This window comes from Thermomonas sp. (assembly GCF_046293095.1).
GTDB lineage: Bacteria > Pseudomonadota > Gammaproteobacteria > Xanthomonadales > Xanthomonadaceae > Thermomonas.
Genome location: NZ_JBKBPN010000001.1, coordinates 464,375 through 486,682 on the forward strand (window position 1 = coordinate 464,375; position 22,308 = coordinate 486,682).

At 69.1% G+C, this 22,308-nt stretch carries 21 protein-coding genes; 16 read left to right on the forward strand and 5 right to left on the reverse strand.

The features are described from left to right. Positions 1-7 precede the first annotated feature (7 nt). Entirely contained in the window at positions 8-1,381 is a 1,374-nt protein-coding gene (locus ACK4SG_RS02285; protein ID WP_409599284.1) for an MBL fold metallo-hydrolase RNA specificity domain-containing protein, read from the reverse strand. A gap of 116 nt (positions 1,382-1,497) precedes the next feature. On the opposite strand from ACK4SG_RS02285, the gene ACK4SG_RS02290 reads away from it, so the two are divergent. From ACK4SG_RS02290 to ACK4SG_RS02340, 11 genes are all read left to right on the forward strand, one after another. Next, positions 1,498-2,901 carry a M16 family metallopeptidase gene (locus ACK4SG_RS02290; RefSeq protein WP_409599286.1) on the forward strand — a complete coding sequence of 468 codons (1,404 nt, stop codon included), beginning with the start codon at positions 1,498-1,500 and terminating at the stop codon, positions 2,899-2,901. Further along, on the forward strand, positions 2,898-4,289 hold the full coding sequence (locus ACK4SG_RS02295) for a M16 family metallopeptidase (RefSeq protein ID WP_409599288.1): 1,392 nt from the start codon (positions 2,898-2,900) through the stop codon (positions 4,287-4,289). The genes ACK4SG_RS02290 and ACK4SG_RS02295 overlap by 4 nt, the downstream gene beginning before the upstream one ends. 153 nt (positions 4,290-4,442) lie before the next feature. Beyond that, positions 4,443-6,518 carry a M13 family metallopeptidase gene (locus tag ACK4SG_RS02300; protein WP_409599709.1) on the forward strand — a complete coding sequence of 692 codons (2,076 nt, stop codon included), beginning with the start codon at positions 4,443-4,445 and terminating at the stop codon, positions 6,516-6,518. A gap of 115 nt (positions 6,519-6,633) precedes the next feature. Then, positions 6,634-6,822 carry a hypothetical protein gene (locus tag ACK4SG_RS02305; RefSeq protein WP_409599290.1) on the forward strand — a complete coding sequence of 63 codons (189 nt, stop codon included), beginning with the start codon at positions 6,634-6,636 and terminating at the stop codon, positions 6,820-6,822. Between the two features lie 53 nt (positions 6,823-6,875). Next, positions 6,876-7,346: a hypothetical protein gene (locus ACK4SG_RS02310; protein ID WP_409599292.1), complete on the forward strand. Its 471-nt coding sequence runs from the start codon at positions 6,876-6,878 to the stop codon at positions 7,344-7,346. Between the two features lie 88 nt (positions 7,347-7,434). Beyond that, complete coding sequence (locus ACK4SG_RS02315) at positions 7,435-9,228, forward strand: acyl-CoA dehydrogenase C-terminal domain-containing protein (protein WP_409599294.1); 1,794 nt, start codon at positions 7,435-7,437, stop codon at positions 9,226-9,228. A gap of 90 nt (positions 9,229-9,318) precedes the next feature. Beyond that, positions 9,319-9,984, forward strand: a complete 666-nt coding sequence (locus ACK4SG_RS02320; RefSeq protein ID WP_409599296.1) for an HNH endonuclease — start codon at positions 9,319-9,321, stop codon at positions 9,982-9,984. Between the two features lie 135 nt (positions 9,985-10,119). Beyond that, on the forward strand, positions 10,120-11,271 hold the full coding sequence (locus tag ACK4SG_RS02325; RefSeq protein WP_409599298.1) for a polyamine ABC transporter substrate-binding protein: 1,152 nt from the start codon (positions 10,120-10,122) through the stop codon (positions 11,269-11,271). A 31-nt stretch (positions 11,272-11,302) separates the two neighbouring features. Beyond that, the gene (locus ACK4SG_RS02330) at positions 11,303-12,421 is read left to right on the forward strand and encodes an ABC transporter ATP-binding protein (RefSeq protein ID WP_409599300.1); all 1,119 of its coding nucleotides are present in this window, start codon (positions 11,303-11,305) and stop codon (positions 12,419-12,421) included. A 119-nt stretch (positions 12,422-12,540) separates the two neighbouring features. Beyond that, positions 12,541-13,407, forward strand: coding sequence for an ABC transporter permease subunit (locus ACK4SG_RS02335; RefSeq protein WP_409599711.1), 867 nt, complete (start codon positions 12,541-12,543; stop codon positions 13,405-13,407). Beyond that, a complete protein-coding gene (locus ACK4SG_RS02340; protein ID WP_409599302.1) occupies positions 13,404-14,213 on the forward strand; it encodes an ABC transporter permease subunit in 810 nt (269 codons plus the stop codon). Before ACK4SG_RS02335 ends, ACK4SG_RS02340 begins: the two co-directional genes overlap by 4 nt. On the opposite strand, the gene rlmKL is transcribed toward ACK4SG_RS02340, so the two are convergent. Together rlmKL and ACK4SG_RS02350 are read right to left on the reverse strand one after the other, a co-directional pair. Beyond that, positions 14,214-16,349, reverse strand: a complete 2,136-nt coding sequence (rlmKL, locus tag ACK4SG_RS02345; protein ID WP_409599304.1) for a bifunctional 23S rRNA (guanine(2069)-N(7))-methyltransferase RlmK/23S rRNA (guanine(2445)-N(2))-methyltransferase RlmL — start codon at positions 16,347-16,349, stop codon at positions 14,214-14,216. Between the two features lie 125 nt (positions 16,350-16,474). Next, positions 16,475-17,011 carry a hypothetical protein gene (locus ACK4SG_RS02350; RefSeq protein WP_409599306.1) on the reverse strand — a complete coding sequence of 179 codons (537 nt, stop codon included), beginning with the start codon at positions 17,009-17,011 and terminating at the stop codon, positions 16,475-16,477. A 22-nt stretch (positions 17,012-17,033) separates the two neighbouring features. On the opposite strand from ACK4SG_RS02350, the gene ACK4SG_RS02355 reads away from it, so the two are divergent. From ACK4SG_RS02355 to ACK4SG_RS02365, 3 genes are read left to right on the forward strand one after another with little or no spacing between them, the layout of a single operon-like run. Then, complete coding sequence (locus ACK4SG_RS02355) at positions 17,034-17,591, forward strand: N-acetylmuramoyl-L-alanine amidase (RefSeq protein WP_374557314.1); 558 nt, start codon at positions 17,034-17,036, stop codon at positions 17,589-17,591. Between the two features lie 57 nt (positions 17,592-17,648). Next, on the forward strand, positions 17,649-18,512 hold the full coding sequence (gene tesB / locus ACK4SG_RS02360; RefSeq protein WP_409599308.1) for an acyl-CoA thioesterase II: 864 nt from the start codon (positions 17,649-17,651) through the stop codon (positions 18,510-18,512). Next, positions 18,509-19,321, forward strand: coding sequence for a hypothetical protein (locus ACK4SG_RS02365; RefSeq protein ID WP_409599310.1), 813 nt, complete (start codon positions 18,509-18,511; stop codon positions 19,319-19,321). The genes tesB and ACK4SG_RS02365 overlap by 4 nt, the downstream gene beginning before the upstream one ends. A 46-nt stretch (positions 19,322-19,367) precedes the next feature. On the opposite strand, the gene ACK4SG_RS02370 is transcribed toward ACK4SG_RS02365, so the two are convergent. After that, positions 19,368-19,943: an EF-hand domain-containing protein gene (locus ACK4SG_RS02370; RefSeq protein ID WP_409599312.1), complete on the reverse strand. Its 576-nt coding sequence runs from the start codon at positions 19,941-19,943 to the stop codon at positions 19,368-19,370. A gap of 110 nt (positions 19,944-20,053) precedes the next feature. On the opposite strand from ACK4SG_RS02370, the gene ACK4SG_RS02375 reads away from it, so the two are divergent. Next, the gene (locus tag ACK4SG_RS02375; protein WP_409599314.1) at positions 20,054-20,776 is read left to right on the forward strand and encodes an arginyltransferase; all 723 of its coding nucleotides are present in this window, start codon (positions 20,054-20,056) and stop codon (positions 20,774-20,776) included. A gap of 4 nt (positions 20,777-20,780) precedes the next feature. Here ACK4SG_RS02375 and ACK4SG_RS02380 read toward each other — a convergent pair whose 3' ends face one another. Next, complete coding sequence (locus ACK4SG_RS02380; RefSeq protein ID WP_409599316.1) at positions 20,781-21,125, reverse strand: hypothetical protein; 345 nt, start codon at positions 21,123-21,125, stop codon at positions 20,781-20,783. Positions 21,126-21,202: 77 nt separating this feature from the next. Here ACK4SG_RS02380 and ACK4SG_RS02385 point away from each other — a divergent pair, with 77 nt between their 5' ends. Continuing rightward, positions 21,203-22,114: a hypothetical protein gene (locus ACK4SG_RS02385; protein ID WP_409599318.1), complete on the forward strand. Its 912-nt coding sequence runs from the start codon at positions 21,203-21,205 to the stop codon at positions 22,112-22,114. The last annotated feature ends 194 nt before the right edge of the window (positions 22,115-22,308 follow it).

Here is a 22,308-nt window from a genome sequence, read left to right on the forward strand (position 1 = left end):
CATCGGCTCAGACGTCCAGCACCGCACCCGGCCGCGCCAGCGTGGCCTGCACGCCATGGCGCTCGCTGATCTCGCCTGCCAGCGCCTCGCGGGCCAGGTCCTCACCGTGCACCAGCGCCACCGGCGGCGGCGGAACGAAGCCCGCATACCACTCCAGCAGGCCCTGCTGGTCGGCATGCGCCGACAGCCCGCCCACCGTGTGCCGGTGGGCGTTCACGCGGACATCGTGGCCGTGGATTCGGACCCAGCGCGCGCCGTCCACCAGCCGGCGGCCGATGGTGCCCTCGGCCTGGTAGCCGACGAACACGATACGGGTCTGACGCTGCGGCAGGCATTGCCGCATGTGGTGGAGGATGCGGCCGCCGTTGGCCATGCCGTTGCCGGCGATCACGATGGCGCCGCCGTGGATGCGGTTGATCGCCATCGAGTCCTCGACCGACTCGGTAACCCGCAGGTTGGGCAGCTTGAAGGGGTTGGGCTTGCCGCCCCAGACGGCGCGCGCCTCGGCGTCGAACAGTTCGTGGTGATGGTCGTAGACCTCCACCACCTTCGACGCCATCGGGCTGTCCAGGTAGATGCGCCAGCGCGCCATGTCCCAGTCGTCCCAGTGGCGCGCGAACCAGTACAGCAGCTCCTGCGTGCGCCCCACCGCGAACGCGGGGATCAGCACGTTGCCACCGTCGCGCCACGCCGCATCAAGGATCTCGCCCAGCTCGCGGATGGTGTCGCTGCGCTCGCGGTGGTTGCGGTTGCCATAGGTCGATTCCAGCAGCAGCAGGTCGGCTTCGCGCACCGTCTCCGGGTCGCGCAGGATCGGCGTTCCTTTCATCCCGAGATCACCGGAAAACACCAGCTTGCGGCCGTCGGCCCACAGCTCGACGATGCATGAGCCCAGGATGTGGCCGGCATCGCGCAGGGCCAGCTCCACGCCGGGCAGCAGCGCGTGGCGCTGCCCGTACGGCAGCTTGCGAACCTGCGCCAGCGTGTCGTGCACATCTGCCCGGGTGTACAGCGGCATCACCTGCGGCTGACCGGGCTTGCGCTTGCGGTTTGCACGCTCGGCATCCCCCTCCTGCAGCGAGGCGGAATCCAGCAGCATGATCGGCAGCAGGTCGGCAGTGGCGGCCTGTGCGTAGATCGGCCCCCGATAGCCGGCCATCACCAGCCGCGGCAGGCGGCCGACGTGGTCGATATGGGCGTGGCTCAGCACCACCGCGTCAAGCCCGGCGGCATCGAACGGAAACGGGGCGAAGTTGCGTGCCTCGGCCTCCGGGCTGCCCTGCACCATGCCGCAGTCGATCAGGATGCGCCGCCCTGCCGCTTCGATGAGATGCATCGAGCCGGTCACTTCACCGGCCGCCCCGTGGAAATGCACGCGCATGCTGTCGCCTCTGTTCGCCAGCCTACAGCGTACCCGTTGCCCCCGACTTCCGGCAGGGTGCCGCGCCCGCACGCCTGCGGCTAAGGTATGCAGGTTCCACTACGGGAAAACCCCCCATGCGCCTTATCCCCCTCGCCTGCGCGCTTGCGCTGGGCACCGCGGCCCTCGCCGCGCGCGCAGCCACGCCGCCCGCACCGACTGTCGCCGCCGTCCCCGGCAGCGCGACCATCGCCAGCAAAACCCTGGCCAACGGCCTGAAGATCATCGTCTGGCCGGACCATGACATCCCCAATGCGAACTACTACACCTTCTACAAGGTGGGCAGCCGCAACGAGCACGCCGGCATCACCGGGCTGGCGCACTTCTTCGAACACATGATGTTCAACGGCACCACCCGGCGCGCACCGGGCGAGTTCGACCGCACCATGGAAGCCGCGGGTGGCAGCAACAACGCCAGCACCAGCAACGACCTGACGATATACACCGACTGGTTCCCGTCCAGCGCGCTGGAGACCATCTTCGACCTCGAGAGCGACCGCATGGCCCACCTGGCCTTCGACCCGAAGGTGGTCGAAAGCGAGCGCGGCGTGGTTTACAGCGAGCGCCGCTCCAGCGTGGACAACGACAGCATGGGGACACTGATGGAGCAGATGCAGGCCACCGCCTTCCTCGCGCATCCCTACCAGATCCCCACCATCGGCTGGCCCAGCGACATCGAGCGCTGGACAAGCGACGACCTCAAGCAGTTCTTCAAGACCTACTACGCGCCCAACAACGCGGTGCTGGTGGTCGCCGGCGACGTCGAGCCGGCGCAGGTGTTCGCCCTGGCCGACAAGTACCTGGCCGCGCTGCCGCGCCAGCCGGAACCGACCCCCGTCACCACGGTGGAACCCGAGCAGCTGGGCGAGCGCCGCCTGGTGGTGGAGCGCGCCGATGCGCAGTCCCCGATCGTTGCCTACGCCTTCCACAGCGGCATCGGTGCCGGCAGCAAGGACTATCCGACGCTGGAACTGCTGGGCACCATTCTGGCGCAGGGCCAGTCCTCGCGCCTGCACCAGCGCCTGGTCGAGCAGGAACAGGCGGCGGTGGATGCCGGCGCGTTCGCCGAGGCCGGCTTCGATCCCGGCCTGCTGTGGGTGTACGCGATGCTGCCGCCGGGCGGCGACATGGCGAAGGCGGAAACCCTGCTGGACGACGAGCTGGCGAAGATCGCGCGCGACGGCGTGACCACCGCCGAGTTGGAGAAGGCCCGCAACCTGAAGCTGTCCGCGTTCTGGCGCGGCATGGCTACCATCAACGGCAAAGCGCGCGCGCTGGGCACCGCCGAGGTGTTCGAAGGCGACTACCGCAAGGCCTTCGACGAACCGGCCGCCTTCGAGGCCGTCACCGCCGCCCAGGTGCAGGCGCTGGCCGCGAAGATCCTGCGCAAGCAGAACCGCACCACCGGCCTGCTGCAGCCCGTTGCCGCACCCGCGGCCCAGAAAGCGCCTGCTGCCAACAACAAGGAGGGCGCACGATGAGCCGCCTGCGTTTTGTTCTCGCGGCGCTGGCCGCGTTCGCGTTCGGCACCGCGGGTGCCGGCGACATCAAGCTGCCCGACTACCAGACCGTCCGGCTGGACAACGGCGCCACGCTGCTGCTGGCACCGCGCAAGGACGTGCCGATGGTGGCCGCGACCGTGCTGGTGCGCGGCGGCGCGCTGGCCGACCCGGCCGGCAAGGAGGGCACGGCCGACCTGCTGGCGGAGATGCTGTCCAAGGGGGCTGGCGACCGCGATGCGCTGGCGTTCGCGCAGACCGTGGACGGTGCCGGTGGCAGCATGGCCTTCGGCAGCTCGGCCGAGGCGCTGACCGCCAACGCGCAGTTCCTGTCGAAGGACACCGGGCTGATGCTGTCGCTGCTGGCAGACGCGCTGCTGCGCCCGGCCATGACGCAGGCCGAGTTCGACAAGCTGCGCAAGCGGGCCATTGACGGCATCGCGGCTGCCAAAGACGCCGATCCGCGCCAGCTGATCGGCCTGTACGCCAACGGCTGGCTGTTCCGCGGCCACCCCTACGGCCGACCGACCGGCGGCGACGAAACCAGCCTGGCCAGGATCACCCTGGACGATCTGCAGACCTTCCGCCGCCAGCAGATGGGCGGTGACCGCCTGATCATTTCGATTGCCGGCGACTTCGATCCCGCCGCTGTCACCGCGCAGGTGAGGCAGGCGTTCGGCAGCTGGGGCAAGGCAGCCGGCGCGCTGCCGCAGATCGCCGCGAAAGCCCGGGAAACCGGCCGCCGCGTGCTGCTGGTGGACAAGCCGGGGGCGACCCAGACCTACTTTGCCCTGGGCAACGTGGGCACGTCCCGCGACGACCCCGCGCGGGCCGCGCAGGATCTGGTGCAGACCGCATTCGGCGGCCGCTTCACCTCGATGCTGAACACCGAGCTGCGGGTGAAGTCCGGCCTGACCTACGGCGCCGGCTCGCGGATCGAGCGCCCGCGCCTGCCGGGCGGCGCGCAGATCACCAGCTTCACCCGAACCGAATCGACCAAGGCCGCGATCGACCTGGCCATTGCCACCCTCGACCGCCTGCACCGCGACGGCCTCGACGCGGCCACCCTGCAATCGGCAAAGCACTATATCGCCGGGCAATACGCCCCGGGCCTGGAGACCGCGCCGCAGCTGGCCAGCGCCATCGCCTGGCTGACCCTGTACGGCGATGGCCGCGACTACATTGATGGCTACCTGGGCCAGGTGGCCGCGGCCACGCCGGAGCAGGTGGCCGCCGCGCGCGCGGTGTTCCCGGACAGCAAGGACCTGGTGATCGTGGCCATCGGCGACGCCGCCAGGATCCGCGACGTGATGCGGGGTTACGGCCCGGTCACCGAGATGAAGATCACCGATCCGCGCTTCTCGCCCTGAGCCGCCGGTCGGCGGGCACCGGAGGCCCATGACCTCCGGCACCCCCCGCCCCCCGGGCCAACCGATACAGTCTGGAGACGCGGCCTTGTGCCGCGTCTTTCTTCATCCCCCTTCCGCCCGCCGGAGCCCCACCCCGTGAAAACCCCGAAGTTCCTGCTGTTGTCGCTCGCCATCACCGCATCGCTGAGCGCGTGCCAGAAGCCCGCCGCCCCCGCCGATACCGGCGCCGCCAAGGCCGACGCCCCCGCGCAGGCCGCACTGCCGCCGCTGGCCGCCTTCAATGTTGCCGACCTGGACACCAGCAAGAACGTCTGTGACAACCTCGCTGATTTCGTGAACAGCAAGTGGCTGGCCGCCAACCCGGTGCCGTCCGACAAGACCAGCTGGGGCAGCTTTGAGATGCTGGACGAGCGCTCGAAAGCCGCCAGCAAGGGCATCGTCGAGGCCGCCGCCGCGAACAAGGACGCCACCGGCATCGAGAAGCTGATCGGCGACCTGTACGCCACCGGCATGGACGAGGCCAAGATCGAGGCCGCCGGCATCGCGCCCATCCAGCCGCTGCTGGACCGCATCAACGCCTTGAAGACGCCTGCCGACATCGCCCAGTACCTGCGCGACGAGTTCGCGGCCGGCCGCGGCGAGGTGTTCAGCTTCGGTGCCGAGGCGGACTTCAAGAACTCCAGCCAGAAGATCGGCTACGCCTTCCAGGGCGGCCTGTCGCTACCGGAGAAGGCCTACTACCTGGAGGACGGCCCGGACGGCAAGTACAAGGCCATCCGCGAGGCGTTCGTGAAGCACGTCTCCAGGCAGCTGCAGAACGCGGGCGTGGCCACTGCGGATGCCGACAAGCAGGCCGCCGATGTGCTGGCGTTCGAAACCCGCCTGGCCAAGGCGTCGCTGTCGCCGGTCGAGCTGCGCGATCCCAACAACCAGTACCACTACGTGACGATGGCCGATGCCGACAAGGCCTCGCCCCACTTCCCGTGGTCGGAATTCTTCAAGGCCAACGGCGTGCAGGCCGACGGTTTCTCGCTGTCGCAGCCGAAGTTCTTCGCCGAGTTCGACAGGATGCTGGCCGATGTGCCCGCCGCGCAGTGGCAGGCCTACCTGCGCATCAACGCCATCGACGGCATGGCACCGTTCCTGTCCAGCAAGTTCAACGATGAGCGCTTCGATTTCTACGCCCGCACCCTGCGCGGCCAGAAGGAGCAGAAGCCGCGCTGGAAGCGCGTGATGGACACCGTGGAAGGCTCCGCCGGCGAGGCGCTGGGCCAGCTGTACGTCAAGCAGTACTTCCCGGCCGAGTCCAAGGCACAGATGGAAACGCTGGTGCGCAACCTGAGCGAGGCGCTCAAGGCCCGCATCGAGAAGCTGGACTGGATGAGCGCGGAGACCAAGGCCAAGGCGATGGAGAAGTGGGCCAGCTTCACGCCGAAGATCGGCTACCCGGACAAGTGGCGCAGCTGGGAAGGCCTGGCCACCGGCCGTGACGGCTACGTGCAGAACATCATGGCTGCGGCCAAGTTCAACCACGCCTGGGACATGGCGAAAATCGGCAAGCCGGTCGACCGCAGCGAATGGGGCATGACCCCGCAGACTGTGAATGCCTACTACAACCCGCTGATGAACGAGATCGTGTTCCCGGCGGCGATCCTGCAGCCGCCGTTCTTCGACCCCAAGGCGGACCCGGCGCTGAACTACGGCGGTATCGGCGCGGTGATCGGCCACGAGATGCTGCACGGCTACGACGACCAGGGCAGCCAGTTCGACGCCAAGGGCAATTTCAACAACTGGTGGACCAAGGCCGACTTGGAGGGCTTCCAGTCGCGCACCGCCCGTCTGGTCAAGCAGTTCGACGATTACGTGGCCATCGACGGCCTGCACGTGAAGGGCCAGTTGACCCTGGGCGAGAACATCGCCGACCTGGGCGGCCTGAACGTGGCCTGGGACGCCTACCAGAACGCGCTGAAGGCGGCGGGCAAGAGCGGCGAGGACAAGATCGACGGCTACAGCGAGAACCAGCGCTTCTTCATGAACTGGGCCACCGTGTGGCGCCGCAACTTCACCCCGGACGAACTGAAGGTGCGCCTCAACACCGATCCGCACGCCCCGGCGAACTTCCGCGCCATCGGCGCACCAAGCAACATGCCGGCGTTCGCGCAGGCGTTCGGCTGCAAGGCCGGCGACGCGATGGTGCGGGAAGGCGATCAGCGGGTCGTGATCTGGTAACCCCGCCGCCCGGCGCTGCGTTGCCCAGCAAGGCCCGGCATCCGCCGGGCCTTGCTGCTTTCCGGGTCGGCTGCCGCCGGTGTATGGTCACGGCTTCGACCAGCGGAGCCGCGCCATGGACATCCACGACATCGCCCTGACCCTGTTCACCCAGCTCGTCGGCGCCCATGGCGGCGCACCGCTGGACGCGGATACCCGCATGGCGCTGGGCCGGGAGGCCTACCGCTGCGCCGAGGCGTTCATTGCGGCCAAGGATCTGTACATCCGCGAACTGCCGGTGGCCGCCACCGAGCAGGGTTACTGATGCACGCCACCGCCGGCGGGTATGCTTCGGGCATCGTTTCCCGGAGGCTTTGCATGATCCGTCGGCTTGCCTGCATCGCCGCTTTCGCCCTCCTGCTGGCCGGCTGCAGCGGCGGCCCGGTGCGCCGCGTGTCGGAACCGTCGGCCAGCCTCCAGCAGATCAACGTGCGCGCGGATGGCCGCTGGGATGTCACTCTGCGACTCAACAATTTCAGCAGCGTGGCAATGCGCTTCGACACCACCGCGCTGGACATCGCCTTCGACAACGGCAACGCGGCACGGCTGGACCTGCAACCGGCGCTGGACATCGGCCCGGAATCGGCGGACGTGTACAGCGCCACCATCGAACCGCTGCCGGCCGGGCGTGCGCGCATCGCCAGCGCGCTGGCGGACGGCCGTGGCCTGTCATACACCCTGCACGGCAGCATCAGCGCAACCCCGCAGGGCGGCAAGCAGAAGACCTGGCAAATCAAGCGCGAAAGCGCGCTGTCGCCGGTGCCGGGGCTGCCTGGCGCGTTGCGCTGAGGGCACGGTTCCGGCAAACCATACGCTGTAGTATGCTCACGCTTCCGGCGGGCCGGATGGCGGCCCGCGCACGCTTGGAATCCCACGCATGAGCACCTACAAGGCCCCCCTCGACGACCTCCGCTTCGCCCTGTACGACGTCCTCGGCGCGGAAGCGCAGTTTGCCCGCCTCGGCTTTGCCGACGCCAACCGCGAGCTGGTGGACGCCGTGCTGGACGAAGCCGCGCGCTTCACCGAAACCGTGCTGGCCCCGCTCAACCGGGTCGGCGATGAAATCGGCTGCCAGTACGACAAGGCCACCGGCAACGTCACCCCGCCGCCCGGCTTCAAGCAGGCGTTCGACCAGTTCGTCGAAGGCGGCTGGACCGGCCTGACCAACGCGCCCGAGCACGGCGGCCAGGGCATGCCCGCCCTGCTGGGCGGCGTGCTGACCGAAATGGTGGACAGCGCCAACCTGGCCTGGGGCAACTTCCCAATGCTCAGCCACGGCGCGGTCAAGGCGCTGGAAACCTACGGCGAGGACTGGCAGAAGGAGGTCTTCCTCAAGCCGCTGGTGGCCGGCCAGTGGACCGGCACGATGTGCCTGACCGAGCCGCACTGTGGCACCGACCTGGGCCTGATCAAGACCCGCGCCGAACCCATCGCCGACGGCAAGTACGCCATCACCGGCACCAAGATCTTCATCACCGCCGGCGAACACGACCTGGTGCCCAACATCATCCATCTGGTGCTGGCCAAACTGCCGGATGCTCCGCCTGGTGCCAAGGGCATCTCGCTGTTCGTGGTGCCGAAGTTCAAGGTGGCGCGCGACGGCACGGTAGGCGAACGCAACGCGGTGCGCTGCGGCGCGATCGAGCACAAGATGGGCATCCACGGCTCGGCCACCTGCGTGATGAACTTCGACGGCGCCGAGGGCTACTTGGTCGGCCAGCCGCACAAGGGCCTGCAGGCCATGTTCGTGATGATGAACTCCGCCCGCCTGGGCGTCGGCGTGCAGGGCCTGGGGCTGTCCGAGCGCGCCTACCAGAACGCGCTGCGCTATGCCCGCGAGCGCCTGCAGTCGCGCTCGCTGTCGGGCCCGAAGTATCCGGACAAGCCGGCCGACCCGCTGCTGGTGCACCCCGACGTGCGCCGCATGCTGCTGACCCAGAAGGCGCTGATCGAAGGCGGCCGTCTCTTGTCGATGCACGCCTACTCGCTGCTGGACGAGGCCGAGAAGGCGGCCGATCCCGCCGAGCGCGAACGTGCCGAGACCCTGGTCAGCTTCCTCACCCCGATCTCCAAGGCCTGCCTGACCGAGTGGAGTATCGAGAACACCTACAACGCGCTGCAGTGCTTCGGTGGCCACGGCTACATCCACGAGCACGGCATGGAGCAGTACGCCCGCGATGCCCGCATCACCACCCTCTACGAGGGCACCACCGGCATCCAGTCGCTGGACCTGATCGGCCGCAAGACCGCGGCGACGCAGGGCGCGGGGCTGAAGCTGTTCCTGGCCGAAGTGGAAGCGTTCGCGAAGCAGCATGAAGGCGATGCCGCGCTGGCCGAGTTCATCGCGCCGCTGCGCGCCAAGTGTGGCGAATGGGGCAAGCTCACCATCGACGTGCTCACGCGTGCGGCCGGCAACCCCGAGGAACTGGGCGCGGCCAGCACCGACTACCTGTTCTACTCCGGCTACGTGGTACTGGCCTACTGGTGGGCGCGCAGCGTGGCCGCGGCCGACGCCTCCGACCGCCCGCAGGCGTTCAAGGACGCCAAGCGCGAGACCGCGCGGTTCTACTTCGCCCGCGTGCTGCCGCGCACGCTGGCGCACAAGGCCGCCATCGAGGCCGGTGCGCAGACGCTCATGGCCCTGCCCGACGCCGGCTTCGGCGCGTACTGACCCCCAGCCGCGCGCCCGGTCCAGTCGGGCGCGCGGCTGGCGGCATCCGGTTTCCAAACTGTCATCAAGGGCGTATAAGCTGATGACCCGATGGAGACGAACAGTGCGATTCTTCGCCTGGTCCAGACCGGCGACCGCCCCGCTGCAGATCCGCACGCGGCAGCGCCTGTTTCCCCCGCTCCTCCCGCATTCGCCCCCGGGCTGCGCCTGCTGGCGCTGGACGCCCACGGGCGGGCGTTGGACTGGCTGAGTTGGCAGGACGCCACCTGCCTGTATGCGCGCGGCGCGGTGGCGTGGACGCTGGGCGACCCCTGCCTGACGGTGCGTGGCGGCCTGCAGCGTGCCAGCGGTGACCGCAGCATCGTCCACCTGCACCCCATCATCGCGGCGCGCGGCCATGTCCGTCCCGCCGCAATCTCGCCGACGCCCACGCTGACCAACCAGGCCCTGTTCGCGCGCGACCAGCACCTGTGCCTCTACTGCGGGCGCCAGTACCACCGCACCATCCTGACCCGCGACCACGTCCAGCCGGTATCGAAGGGCGGCCGGGACATCTGGGAAAACGTCGTCACCGCCTGCGTGCAGTGCAACTCACGCAAGGGCAACCGCACCCCGCAACAGGCCGGGATGCCACTGCTGGCCATCCCCTACCGGCCCAGCTGGGTGGAACACCTGATCCTGTCCAACCGCAACATCCTGGCCGACCAGATGGCGTTCCTGCGGGCGCAGCTGCCCCGCCATCCCCGCAGCCAGTGAGCGCCCCCCGACGCGGGGCGGATGTGCCCCGCCCGCGCCCCACGCGAGTACCCGCCGCATGCGTGGGGATGCATCCGCCCCCCACCCTGCCCGTGCCAGCGCGTAACATTCTCCGATCACACCCGGGAGATTGCCGTGACTCTGCGCCTTGCCCCCCTTGCCTGTGCCGTCCTGCTGCTGACCGCCTGCGGCGGCAAGTCCGGCGGTGACCCAGCTGCTACCGCCAAGCCGGCCGGCCCGGAGGAAAAAGTCCTCAACGTCTACAACTGGTCCGATTACGTAGCCGAGGACACCATCGCCAATTTCGAGAAGGCGACCGGGATCAAGGTCAATTACGACGTCTATTCCGAGAACGAGACGCTGGAGACCAAGCTGACCGCCGGCAGCAGCGGCTACGACCTGGTGTTCCCGTCGGCGCGCCCGTTCGCGCAGCGGCAGATCCAGGCCGGCCTGTACCTGCCGCTGGACAAGGCCAAGCTGCCGAACCTGTCGCACCTCGACCCCGCCATCCTGGAAGGCCTGGCCGACATCGACCCGGGCAATGCCCACGTGGTGCCGTACATGTGGGGCACCACGGGCCTTGGTATCAACGTCGACAAGGTGAAGGCGGTGCTCGGCGAGAATGCGCCGATGGATTCGTGGAACCTGCTGTTCGATCCCGCCAATGCCGCCAAGCTGGCGAAGTGCGGCATCAGCGTGCTGGACGACGACCAGGAGGCCTTCGGCGCCGCGCTGATCTGGAAGGGCAAGGATCCGAACGCCGGCGCCACCGACGAGATCGAAACGGTGAAGCAGGTGTACGCCGCGATCCGCCCGTACATCCGCACCTTCAACAATGCCGAATACAAGGACGCGCTGGCCAACGGCGACGTCTGCGTGGCGATGGGCTATTCCGGCGATATCCTCGGCGCCGCCGACGCCGCAGCCACCGCGGCGGAAGCCACCGGCAAGCAGGCGCCTGACATCCGGTATGTCATCCCGAAGGAAGGCGCGATCCGCTGGGTGGACGTGATGGCGATCCCGAAGGACGCCAGGCACCCTGGCAACGCGCAGGCCTTCATCAACTACCTGCTGGACCCGAAGGTCTCCGCCGCGATCACCGACGCAGTGGGCTACGCGAATCCGAACAAGGATGCCACCGCGCTGGTCGAACCGGCGATCGCCAACAACCCGGGCGTGTACCCGCCGGAAGCGGTGCGCGCCAAGCTGGTCGATCCCAAATCGCTGCCCGAGGCCGTGCAGCGCCAGCGCGTGCGCGCCTGGACCGCGATCAAGAGCGGGCGCTGACGTGGCGCTGGCCATCCGTTCCGCAGCGCCCTTGGAGCCCTGGAAGGACCCGGCGGCGCAACCGTTCCTGCGGATTGAAGGCATCACCAAGACCTTCGGCAAGCTGTATGCCTGCGACGACATTTCGCTGGACGTGTACCGGGGCGAGTTCTTCGCGCTGCTGGGCGGCTCGGGTTCGGGCAAGAGCACGCTGCTGCGCATCCTGGCCGGGCTGGAGACACCCGACCGCGGACGGGTGCTGATCGACGGCGTGGATGTCACCGCGCTGCCGCCCTACCAGCGGCCGGTGAACATGATGTTCCAGAACTATGCGCTGTTCCCGCACATGAGTGTGGCGCAGAACATCGCCTTCGGCCTGAAGCAGGACGGCATGGGCAAGGGCGAGATCAAGGACCGCGTGCAGCAGATGCTGGAACTGGTGCAGATGCCGCAGCTGGGCGCACGCAAGCCGGCGCAGCTCTCCGGCGGCCAGCGCCAGCGCGTCGCCCTGGCGCGCGCATTGGCCAAACAGCCCAAACTTCTGTTGCTGGATGAACCGCTGGGCGCGCTGGACAAGCGCCTGCGCGAACGCACCCAGTTCGAGCTGGTCAACATCCAGGAGCGCGTGGGCACCACCTTCGTGATGGTCACCCACGACCAGGAAGAAGCGATGACGATGTCCAGCCGCATCGCGGTGATGGACGCCGGCCGCATCGTACAGGTGTCCACCCCCGCAGCGCTGTACGAATACCCCTCGACCCGTTTTGTGGCCGAGTTCATCGGCGGCATCAACCTGTTCGATGGACGGGTGCAGTCGTTCGATGCCGACGCCCGCATCGCCCGCATCGCCTGCGACGCGGTGGACGGTGGCGCACTGCAGGCCCGCCACGCCGACCCACTGCCTGAAGGCACCGCCGTCAGCGTGGCGGTGCGCCCGGAGAAGATCGACGTGCACGAATCACGCCCGCAGGCCGACAACGTGGCGGTGGGCAAGGTGCGCGACATCGCCTACCTCGGCGACGTGTCGATCTACCACGTGGAAACCGAATCCGGCGCCGTGATCCGCGTGCAGGAAACCCACGTGGAGCGCAGCTCCGAGCCACACTACGACTGGGGCGAGAGGTTGTGGCTGAGCTGGCCGGCCAGCGGCGCGGTGGTGCTGGCCACATGAGCAGCGTGCCAAGCGGCGGCTGGACGCAGCTGTGGGCGGATGTGGTCCGCAACCTGTTCGGCTGGTTCCGCGCGGTGGGAACCGAGTTCCGCACCCGGCGCGGGCGCTTCGTCGTGACCATGCTGCCGATGCTGTGGCTGCTGCTGTTCTTCGCGGTACCGTTCCTGATCGTGCTGAAGATCAGCTTTGCCGAGGCGGTGTTCGGGCAGTCGCCGCCGTACACGCCGCTGGTGGAACACGCTGCCAACGGCGCCACCAGCCTGCGCCTGCATGCCGGCAGCTACCTGCTGTTGCTGCAGGATCCGCTGTACGTCGCCGCCTACCTGAAGTCGCTGCTGTTTGCCGGCGTGTCCACCCTGTGCTGCCTGCTGCTGGGCTACCCCATCGCCTACGGCATCGCCCGCGCCAGGCCGGCCTGGCGGATGCTGCTGCTGGTGCTGGTGATCCTGCCGTTCTGGACCAGCTCGCTGCTGCGCACCTACGCGATGATCGGCATGCTCAAGGCCAACGGCGTGCTGACCGGCGCGCTGGCCGCCCTCGGCCTGGTCGAACCCGGCACCGCGATCCTGCACACGGATCTCGCTGTGTACATCGGCATCGTCTACAACTACCTGCCCTTCATGATCCTGCCGCTCACGGCCACGCTGATGCGGCTGGACTTCGGGCTGCTGGAAGCCGCCGCCGACCTGGGCGCGAAACCGTGGCAGGCGTTCCTGCGGGTGACCCTGCCGCTGTCGATGCCGGGCATCATCGCCGGCGCGCTGCTGGTATTCATCCCGGCGGTGGGCGAATTCGTGATCCCCGACATCCTGGGCGGGCCCGACGCGCTGACCATCGGCCGCGTGCTGTGGACCGAGTTCTTCACCAACCGCGACTGGCCGCTGGCCGCTGCGGTGGCCGTGGCCATGCTGCTGATGCTGGTGATTCCCACCCTGCTGTTCGAATACGTGGAAAACCGCCGTGAGCGCAGCGAGGCGCAGGCATGAGGCGGCGCAACTGGAGCCTGTGGGCGGCGATGGCGACGGGCTATGCGCTGCTGTACGTGCCCATCATCTCGATGGTGGTGTACTCGTTCAGCGCCTCGCGCATGGCCACGGTCTGGGCCGGCTTCTCCACCCGCTGGTATGTGGCCCTGTTCTCCAACGAGCAGATCCTGCAGGCGCTGGCGCGCAGCCTGACCATTGCCGCGGTGGCCGCCAGTGCCGCCACCGTGCTTGGCACCGCCTGCGGGCTGGCGCTCTCAAGGTTCGGCCGCTTCCCCGGCCGCGGTCTGCTCAGCCTGATGAACTCCGCGCCGATGGTGATGCCGGACGTGATGCTGGGCCTGTCCTCGCTGCTGCTGTTCGTCACCTTGCAGCAGGCGCTGGGCTGGCCCGAACGCGGCATGGGCACGATTGCCATCGCCCACATCACCCTGACCACCTGCTACGTCACGGTGGTGGTGCGCTCACGCATGAGCACACTGGATGACAGCCTGGAAGAAGCCGCGATGGACCTGGGCGCACGCCCGTGGCAGGTGTTCTGGCTGATCACCCTGCCGCTGATCGCCCCGGCCCTGCTGGCGGGCTGGCTGCTGGCCTTCACCCTGTCGCTGGACGACCTGGTGATCGCCAGCTTCACCTCCGGCCCCGGCGCCAGCACCCTGCCGATGCTGATCTATTCGAAAGTGAAGCTGGGCGTGACCCCGGAGATCAACGCACTGGCGACGCTGATCGTGAGCGTAGTCGCGCTGGGCGTGGTGGCCGCAGGCCTGCTGATGCACCGGCGCGAGCAGGCCGGCGCGGAACCCTGATCAGCCGCCGCGCCGGAGGATCCGCCATGCGCGGTGGATGCGCGCGTTGCGGGCGAAGTCCGGTGGGATGGTGGAAGCGCTGATGTCCTCCACCTGGGCGAACCCGGCCAGTGCCGCTTCGTCCAGCCGGAAGCGGCGGAAATTGTTGCTGAAGTACAGCACGCCGCCCGGCGCCAGCCGCGCCACCGCCGCGCGCAGCAAGCGCACGTGGTCGCGCTGCACGTCGAAGTCGTCGGCCCGCTTGGAGTTGGAGAACGTCGGCGGGTCGCAGAACACCACGTCGTATTCACCGGCGTCGGCTTCCAGCCATTTCAATGCATCAGCCTGCGCAATGCGGTGGCGGGTGCCCCCGATGTTGTTGCTGCGCAGGTTGTCCGCCAGCCATTCGAGATAGGTGGCCGACAGGTCCACACTGGTGGTCTGCGCCGCGCCCTGCACCGCCGCCTGCACGGTGGCCACCCCGGTATAGCAGAACAGGTTGAGAAAACGCTTGCCGCGCGCTTCCAGCGCCATCCGCGCGCGCAGCGGGCGGTGGTCGAGGAACAACCCGGTGTCGAGGTAGTCGAACAGGTTGACCTGCAACTTGGCCCCGCCTTCTTCCACGGTGAGAAAGACGCCGCGATGGTCGAAGTGGCCGTATTTCGAGCCGCCCTTGCCGGTGCTGCGCGTCTTCACCGCCACCCGCTCGCGCGGGACGCCGAACACCTCGCGCACCGCCAGCAGCAGGTCGCTCAGGCGCTTGCGGGTGGTGGCCTCGGGGATCTCGGCCGGCGCGGCGTATTCCTGCACGTGCAGCCAGGTCTCGCCCTCGATCGTCGTGTAGACGTCCACCGCGCAGGCGTATTCCGGGATGTCGGCGTCGTAGGCGCGGAAGCAGGTCACCTGCGCCTGCTGGCGCCAGCGCGCCAGCTTGTCCAGGTTCTTGCGCAGGCGGTTGGCGACCATCTGCGCGCCCTCTGGCAGCGCACGCTTTTCGCTGGCATCACGCGGCGGCGGCGCGACGGGATCCACCACGATCAGGCTGCATTCGATGGCGCCGTTGAACAGTTGGTAGCGTTTCCTCGCCCGCAGCCCGGTGGCGTGGGCCAATTCGGCATCGCCGCACAGCAGCGCCGCGCGCCACTGCGGTGCCACCCGCTTCAGCGCTTCGCCCAGCGCGCGGTACAACGCCGGGTCGGCGGCCAGCCGCGCGTCGTAGGGCGGATTGCTGGCGACCACGCCGCGCGGGTTCTCCATCGGCGCAAGATCGGCGATGTCTCGGATCGAAAAGCCAATGGCATCGTCCACGCCCGCAGCCTGCGCGTTCTCGCGGGCGGCGCGGATGGCATGCGGATCCACATCGCTGCCGTGGAAGCAGGGCCGCAGCGCCGCGCGGCCCCGCGCCTCGCGGGCGATGGCGTCGATGCGCAGGCCTGCCCACGCCTCGCCATCAAAACCGATCCAGCGGGTCGGCGGCGCATCACCGTGGCGGCGCAGCCCCGGCGCCACGTCAGCCGCCATCAGCGCCCCCTCGATCAGCAGCGTGCCGCTGCCGCACATCGGATCCAGCAGGTCGCCGCCTTCGGCATACATCTGCGGCCAGCCGGCGCGGTGCAGCACGGCGGCGGCCACGGTTTCCTTCAACGGCGCAGCGCCCTGCACGCGGCGCCAGCCGCGGCGATGCATGGGCCCGCCGGACAGGTCGATGGACAGCGTGGCGCGGCCCTTGCGGACGACCAGGTGGATGCGGACATCCGGCGATTCCACGTCCACGTCCGGCCGCTGGCCGGTGCGGGCACGCAGGGTATCGACGATGGCGTCCTTCACCCGCTGCGCAGCGTAGCGCGCATGGGTCAATGCATCGCCAGAGACGTGGGCATCGATGGCGAAGGTGTGATCGGGCGAGAGGTGGTGCGTCCAGTCCACCGCGGCCGCACCGGCATAGAGTGCCTGCTCGTCAGCGCACTCGAACTCGGCGATGGGCCACAGGATGCGGCTGGCAAGCCGCGACCACAGCACGGCGCGCTGGGCATCCAGCAGGGAGCCTTCGACATTGGCGCCGGCAATGGTGGCGGTGGCGCGCGTACAGCCCAGCGCGACCAGTTCGTCGGCCAGCAGGTATTCCAGGCCCTTGCCGCAGGAAGCGAAAAATTTCACGGATACCTCGATAGCGTGTGGCCGTCATTCCCGTCCAGGCGGGAATCCGGCCTTCAATTCACAAGCAAAACGGAAACTTCATCCTTCAGAAGCGGCCCGTCTGCGCGGGAAGGACGAGCAACGGGCTATGCAGGCACGGCAAGCGAAGCCAGCAACTGGGCGAACGCGTCGGCGCTGGCCTGCACGTGGTCGGACAGGCGGTGGGAATCATTCACCAGCAGCAGCCGCGCGCTGCGCGCTGCGGCCCAGTCCACCACCCGCGCGGCCGGGATCAATTCGTCATGCCAGCCATGCAGGATCGAAGTCGGCACCTCTGAAGCCGGCATCGGCGGTGCGCCCTCCATCACGACAGGTGGCGCCATCAGGAACAGGCCCACCACCGGCACCTGCAGCGAAACGTGGCCGCTGATGTAGGCCCCGAGGCTGGAGCCGGCCAGCACCAGCGGGCCGCGCGCGGCGGCGGCCTGCGCCAGCCCGAGCAGGCGGGCGACGCGCGCCGGCACGTCGCCCAGCGGCGTGATCTCGCGGCGGGCGTCGAGATCGGTGTAGTCGGGGCGCTCGTGGGTCCAGCCGAGGCGCTCGGCCACGTCGGCCAGCGCGGTCACTTTGGTCGCATCGGGGCCGCTTTCGAAGCCGTGCGACAGGATGCAATGTCCTCTCATGGGTGAATGCTAGCATCGGGGCATGTCCGCGCCCGCGATCCACCCGCATCCCCTGCCCTACGTCGGCCTGCTGGCGGAGCGCCCGCTGGAGGCGGTGGACACCGTGGTCCTGCATTGCACCGAACTGCCCGACCTCGCCACCGCGCGGACCTACGGCGAGCGGGTGCTTTACGACTCCGGCACCGGCAACAGCGGCCATTACTACATCGACCGCGACGGCCGCATCGAGGAATACGTGCCGCCGGGCCGCGTCGCCCACCACACCCGCGGCTGGAACGGGCGCAGCGTGGGCATCGAGCTGGTCAACACCGGCCGCTTTCCCGACTGGTTGGATTCGCGCCACCAGGCGATGGACGAACCCTATACCGGGGCGCAGATCGCCGCCCTGGTCGCGCTGCTGCAATGGCTGCGCGGGGAGCTGCCGGCGCTGGCGCAACTGGCCGGCCACGAGGACCTGGACCGCGACGAGGTCGAGGCCAGCGACGATCCGGCCGTGAAGGTGCGCCGTAAGCGCGATCCGGGGCCGCTGTTCCCATGGGACGCCGTGCTGGCCACGGTGGGCTTGCCGCGCCTCGCTTAGCGGCCCTGCGCGCGGCCGGACAGCTGCCCGCCATCCGGCGCCCCCTATAATCAGCGCATGAACGCGCCCGTCTCCGAACTCATCGAACTGCTATCGCTGGAACGGCTGGAAGACGACCTGTTCCGCGGCCAGAGCCGGGACATCGGCACCAAATACGTGTTTGGCGGGCAGGTGCTGGGGCAGGCCCTGTCGGCAGCGCAGGCCACCCTCACCCAGCCGCGCACGGCACATTCGCTGCACGCCTATTTCCTGCGGGCCGGTGACATCGAGGCCCCGATCGTCTATCACGTCGATCGCACCCGCGACGGCGGCAGCTTCTCGGTGCGCCGGGTCACCGCGATCCAGCACGGCAAGGTGATCTTCTTCTGCGCCGCCTCGTTCCAAAGTGAGGAGCCTGGCGCAGAGCACCAGCTGTCGATGCCGGAAGTCCCCAAGCCCGAGGATCTTGAGCCGGCACCGGCCATCTCCCCGGAGCGGCTGGCCCAGCTGCCCACCATGGTGCAGCGCTGGCTCAACCGGGCAGGACCGTTCGAATTCCGTCACGTGTACCCGCGCGACGAGCTCAACCCGCCCAAGCGCCCACCGTTCCAGCAGGTGTGGTTCCGCCTTAGCGAAAAAGTCGGCGATGCACCGGAGCTGCACCGCGCACTGCTGGCCTACGCCAGCGACTTCCACCTGCTGGGCACCGCCACCTTCCCGCACGGCATCAGTTACTACCAGCCCAACGTGCAGATGGCCTCGCTGGACCACGCGCTGTGGTTCCACCGCAGCTTCCGCGCTGACGAGTGGCTGCTGTATTCGATCGACAGCCCCAGCGCGCAGGGCGCACGCGGGCTGGCCCGCGGCCAGATTTTCGACCGTGCGGGCCGGCTGGTGGCCAGCACCGCGCAGGAAGGCATGATCCGGGTGCTGCCCGCGTGAGAAAGGTGTTTTCCAGCCAGCGCTTGGAGAACGTCGAGGCGGTGGCCGAGCTGCTGCGCGCCGAGGGCATCGAGGTCAAGATCACCCATGGCCGCTCCTATCGCGGCCACCGGCGCGGCAGTTTCAGCTACGACAGTCGGCGCATGCCCGAGGACGTGCCGTCGGTGTGGATCCTGCGCTCGGAGGACCAACCGCGCGGCCGCCAGCTGCTGCGCGAGCTGGGCCTGCTGGAGAGCACCCGCGAGCCCGGCGCCAGCTACCTGCCCACGGGGCGCCACGGCGGCACGGGCGCGGCCACGGACCGCGGGCTGTTCGGCGGCAAGCGCCTGAAGCTGGGGCTGCTGCTGTTGATCGCCGCCGGCGTCGGCCTGATCACCTACGTAAGCCGCAAGCCACCCGCCGTGGAGCCCACGGCCGCCACCAGCAAGCCTGCGGTGTCCGACGCACCGGCCATGCCGGTGCCGGAAGCGATTACGGACTTGCAGGAATACCGCGCTGACGTGCCCACCGCGCTGGCCCGCCTGCTGGTGGCTGATACGCTGGCCAAGCGCAAGCCGGCGCATGCCTGCGTGGCGGTGGATGGCGCCGATCCGTCGCCGGCGCTGCTGGCCGTGCTGCCCACTGGCCCAGCGCGGCTGTCACCCGCCTCCGCCTGTTCCGGCAAGAGCGCACTGGCCATCCACATCCATGACTACACCACCGATGGCAGCGGCCGCGGGCAGGTGCGGCTGGACGTGGGGACGTCACCAACACGCACGCTGGACGTGGAGCGCGAGGGCACTGTCTGGCGCGTGCTCGCCTCGCACTGACGCCGACGGCCCGCCCGCAGCGGGCCGCCGGTCTTGCGCGAGCAACTTACTGCTTGGGCGGCATCGGGCCCGGCGCGTGCGGGCCGTGCGGCATCCGCCCCGCCTTGCCCTCGTGGCGACCACAGGCCTGGCCCATCGCATCGAACTCGGCGCGGCTGAGCTGGCCGTTCTTGTCGGCATCCGCCTTGGCGAAGCACTCGGCGCGCCGGGTCGCCATGCGGGCCTGCATGTCGGCGCGGTCGACGTAGCCGTCCTTGTTCACGTCCATCGCGTCAAAACGCTGCGCCCAGGTCTTCTCCCCCGCCTGCATCTCCGCGCGGCTGATGCGGCCATCACCGTCCGCGTCCAGCGCGCGCATGCCGCGCGCCTTGCCGTCCTGGCCGCGCATGCCCTTGCGCTGCATCGGCAGTTCGTCGGCCGCCAGCTTGCCGTCCTTGTTGCGGTCCAGCTGGTCGAACCGGCCGGCCAGGCGCGGGAACTGCGCCGCCTCGGCCTTGGTGACGACGCCGTCGCCATTGGCATCGGGGCGCGGATGCGCGCCTGGCGCTGCGGTCTGGGCCAGTGCCAGCGCCGAGGTCGATGCGGCGGCAACCGCAAGCATCAGGATGTGCAATTTCTTCATGGTCCGTCTCCTCCCGGCACCGGCCGGGCTTGCCAAGGAAAACGTCCCGCACGCCGCGCGGTTGACCGCTTCCCCTGCGCGCACCTGAAGGTCAGCGCTATCCTGCGGGCATGGGCGGCAACGACGACAACAACCTGCGGCTGTTCCACAGCGCCCCACACCCCTGCGGCTACTGGCCCGACCGCGAGGCGCGGGACCTGGTGCTGGATCCGCGCGACCCGCGCCTGCCGATGCTGTACCCGATGGCGCTGGCGTGGGGCTTCCGCCGCTCTGGCGACATCGTCTACCGCCCCGGCTGCAGCGGCTGCCGCGCCTGCGTGCCGGTGCGCGTGCCGGTGGCCGCGTTCACGCCCGACCGCAGCCAGCGCCGCTGCCTGGCCCGCAACGCCGATATCGTCGCGCACGTGGTGGCCCCGGCCTGCACCGACGAGTACCTGGCGCTGTACCAGCGCTACCTGGCCTCGCGCCATCCGGGCGGCGGCATGGACGACCACGGTGCGCACGAGTTCGAGCAGTTCCTGATGGGGGCCTGGAGCGACAGCCGCTTCCTGGAGTTGCGCCAGCAGGGCAGCCACCGGCTGCTGGCAGTGGCGGTGACCGACCTCGCCCCGGATGCGCTGTCGGCGGTTTACACCTTCTACGACCCCGACGAAACGGCGCGCGGGTTGGGCACGCTGGGCGTGCTGCAGCAGATCGCATTGGCCCGGCGCGACGACCGCGCGCACCTGTACCTGGGCTACTGGATCGCCGGCCATCCCAAGATGGACTACAAACGGCGGTTCCGGCCCCTGGAAGGGTTCGACGGACGCGGCTGGCGCCGGCTGGAGGACTGACGCCTCAGTCAACCGGGGCCGCTGGCCCCTCGGGCACCGGCGGCATACCGGGCTCCAGGATCACCGCGCCCGGACGATGCCGCTGGTAGAAGCCGAACTCGGTATCGCTGCGTGCCGACACGATCATCCGCACCATGTTGCCCGGCACCATCAGCTCCAGATCGACAGCCTGCCCGTCGGGCGCGCGCCCTTCGAGCACCATCTCGATGAAAGCGCCGCCAGTGTCCACCTCGCGGCAGGGCACGAACGGCCCCGCGGGGCCTGTCTGCAGGTACGGCTGGATGGCGCCGCCCAGGGCCTCGATGGCCTGAGGGAACAGATACACGGCGTAGCCCGACGTTTCGCTCATATGGCCATCGTGGCACAGATCGCCCCGCCCTTGTCGCCACCCTTCGTTCGCGAGGCGGGGCATGCGATCCTTGGCACATGCCGCTCTCCCCCTTTTCGCGGGCCGCAACCGCGGCCACGCTGCTGCTGGGCCTTGCCGCCTGTTCGCCGCCGCCGCTGCCGTTCGCGCGGCTGGCCGGGCTGGTCACGTCCGCGGAACTGGATGAAATCAGCGGGCTTGCCGCCTCCCGCGTGCACGACGACGTGTTGTGGGTGCACAACGACAGCGGCAATCCGGCGCGGCTGTACGCCATCAGTCGCCGCGGCCGTTTGCTGGCGCGCTACGACATCCGTGGCGCGCGCAACATCGACTGGGAGGACCTGGCCAGCTTCAGCCAGGGCAGGCATCACTATCTGCTGTTGGCCGACACCGGCGACAACGGCGGACAACGGCGCGACTTCGCGCTGCATGTGTTCGAGGAGCCGGCCGTCCTGATGGATGGCACGCTTGCCCCGGTCCGCACGATCCGCGCCCGTTGGCCGGACGGCCCGCGCGACTGCGAAGCCGTGGCAGTGGATGCGGCAGCAGGGCAGGTGCTGCTGGTGTCCAAGAAGCGCATGCCGCCCGAGCTGTTCACGCTGCCGCTGAATGCCCCGCCCGGCCTGGTGGTCGAGGCGCGCCGGGTCGGACGACTCTCCGGCGTGCCGCAAGTCGGCGCAGAGCTGCGGCGCAAGGACCCCAAGCTGGCGTCGCTATTCGCGCAGGTCACCGCCGCCGACATCTCGCCGGATCGGCGCACGCTGGCCGTGCTCACCTACGGCAGCGTGCTGTTCTACCGCCGCGAGGAGGGCCAAGGCTGGGCCGACGCGGTGGCGCACGCACCCGAGACCCATGACATCCCGCTGATCCCGCAGGCCGAGGCGCTGGGCTGGAGTGCGGGGGGGGCCGGCCTGTATGCCACCGGCGAATCGCGCCCGGCTCCGCTGTTCTATCTCGTTCCCCAGCAGTAAGGCGCCACCCCAGGGTGCATGGCGAACGGCCCACGACCGTTCGTCGGCTGGCGCTTGCTCTATTGGATATCTTTTTGATATCTAATTATCTCACCCCTCTGCCGAGCCAGACCATGAAAGAGAACGCGCTCCGCTCGCTCCCCGGCATCCCGGTCCTGCTGCTGTCCCTGCTAGGCGGCATCGGGGCCGCGGCG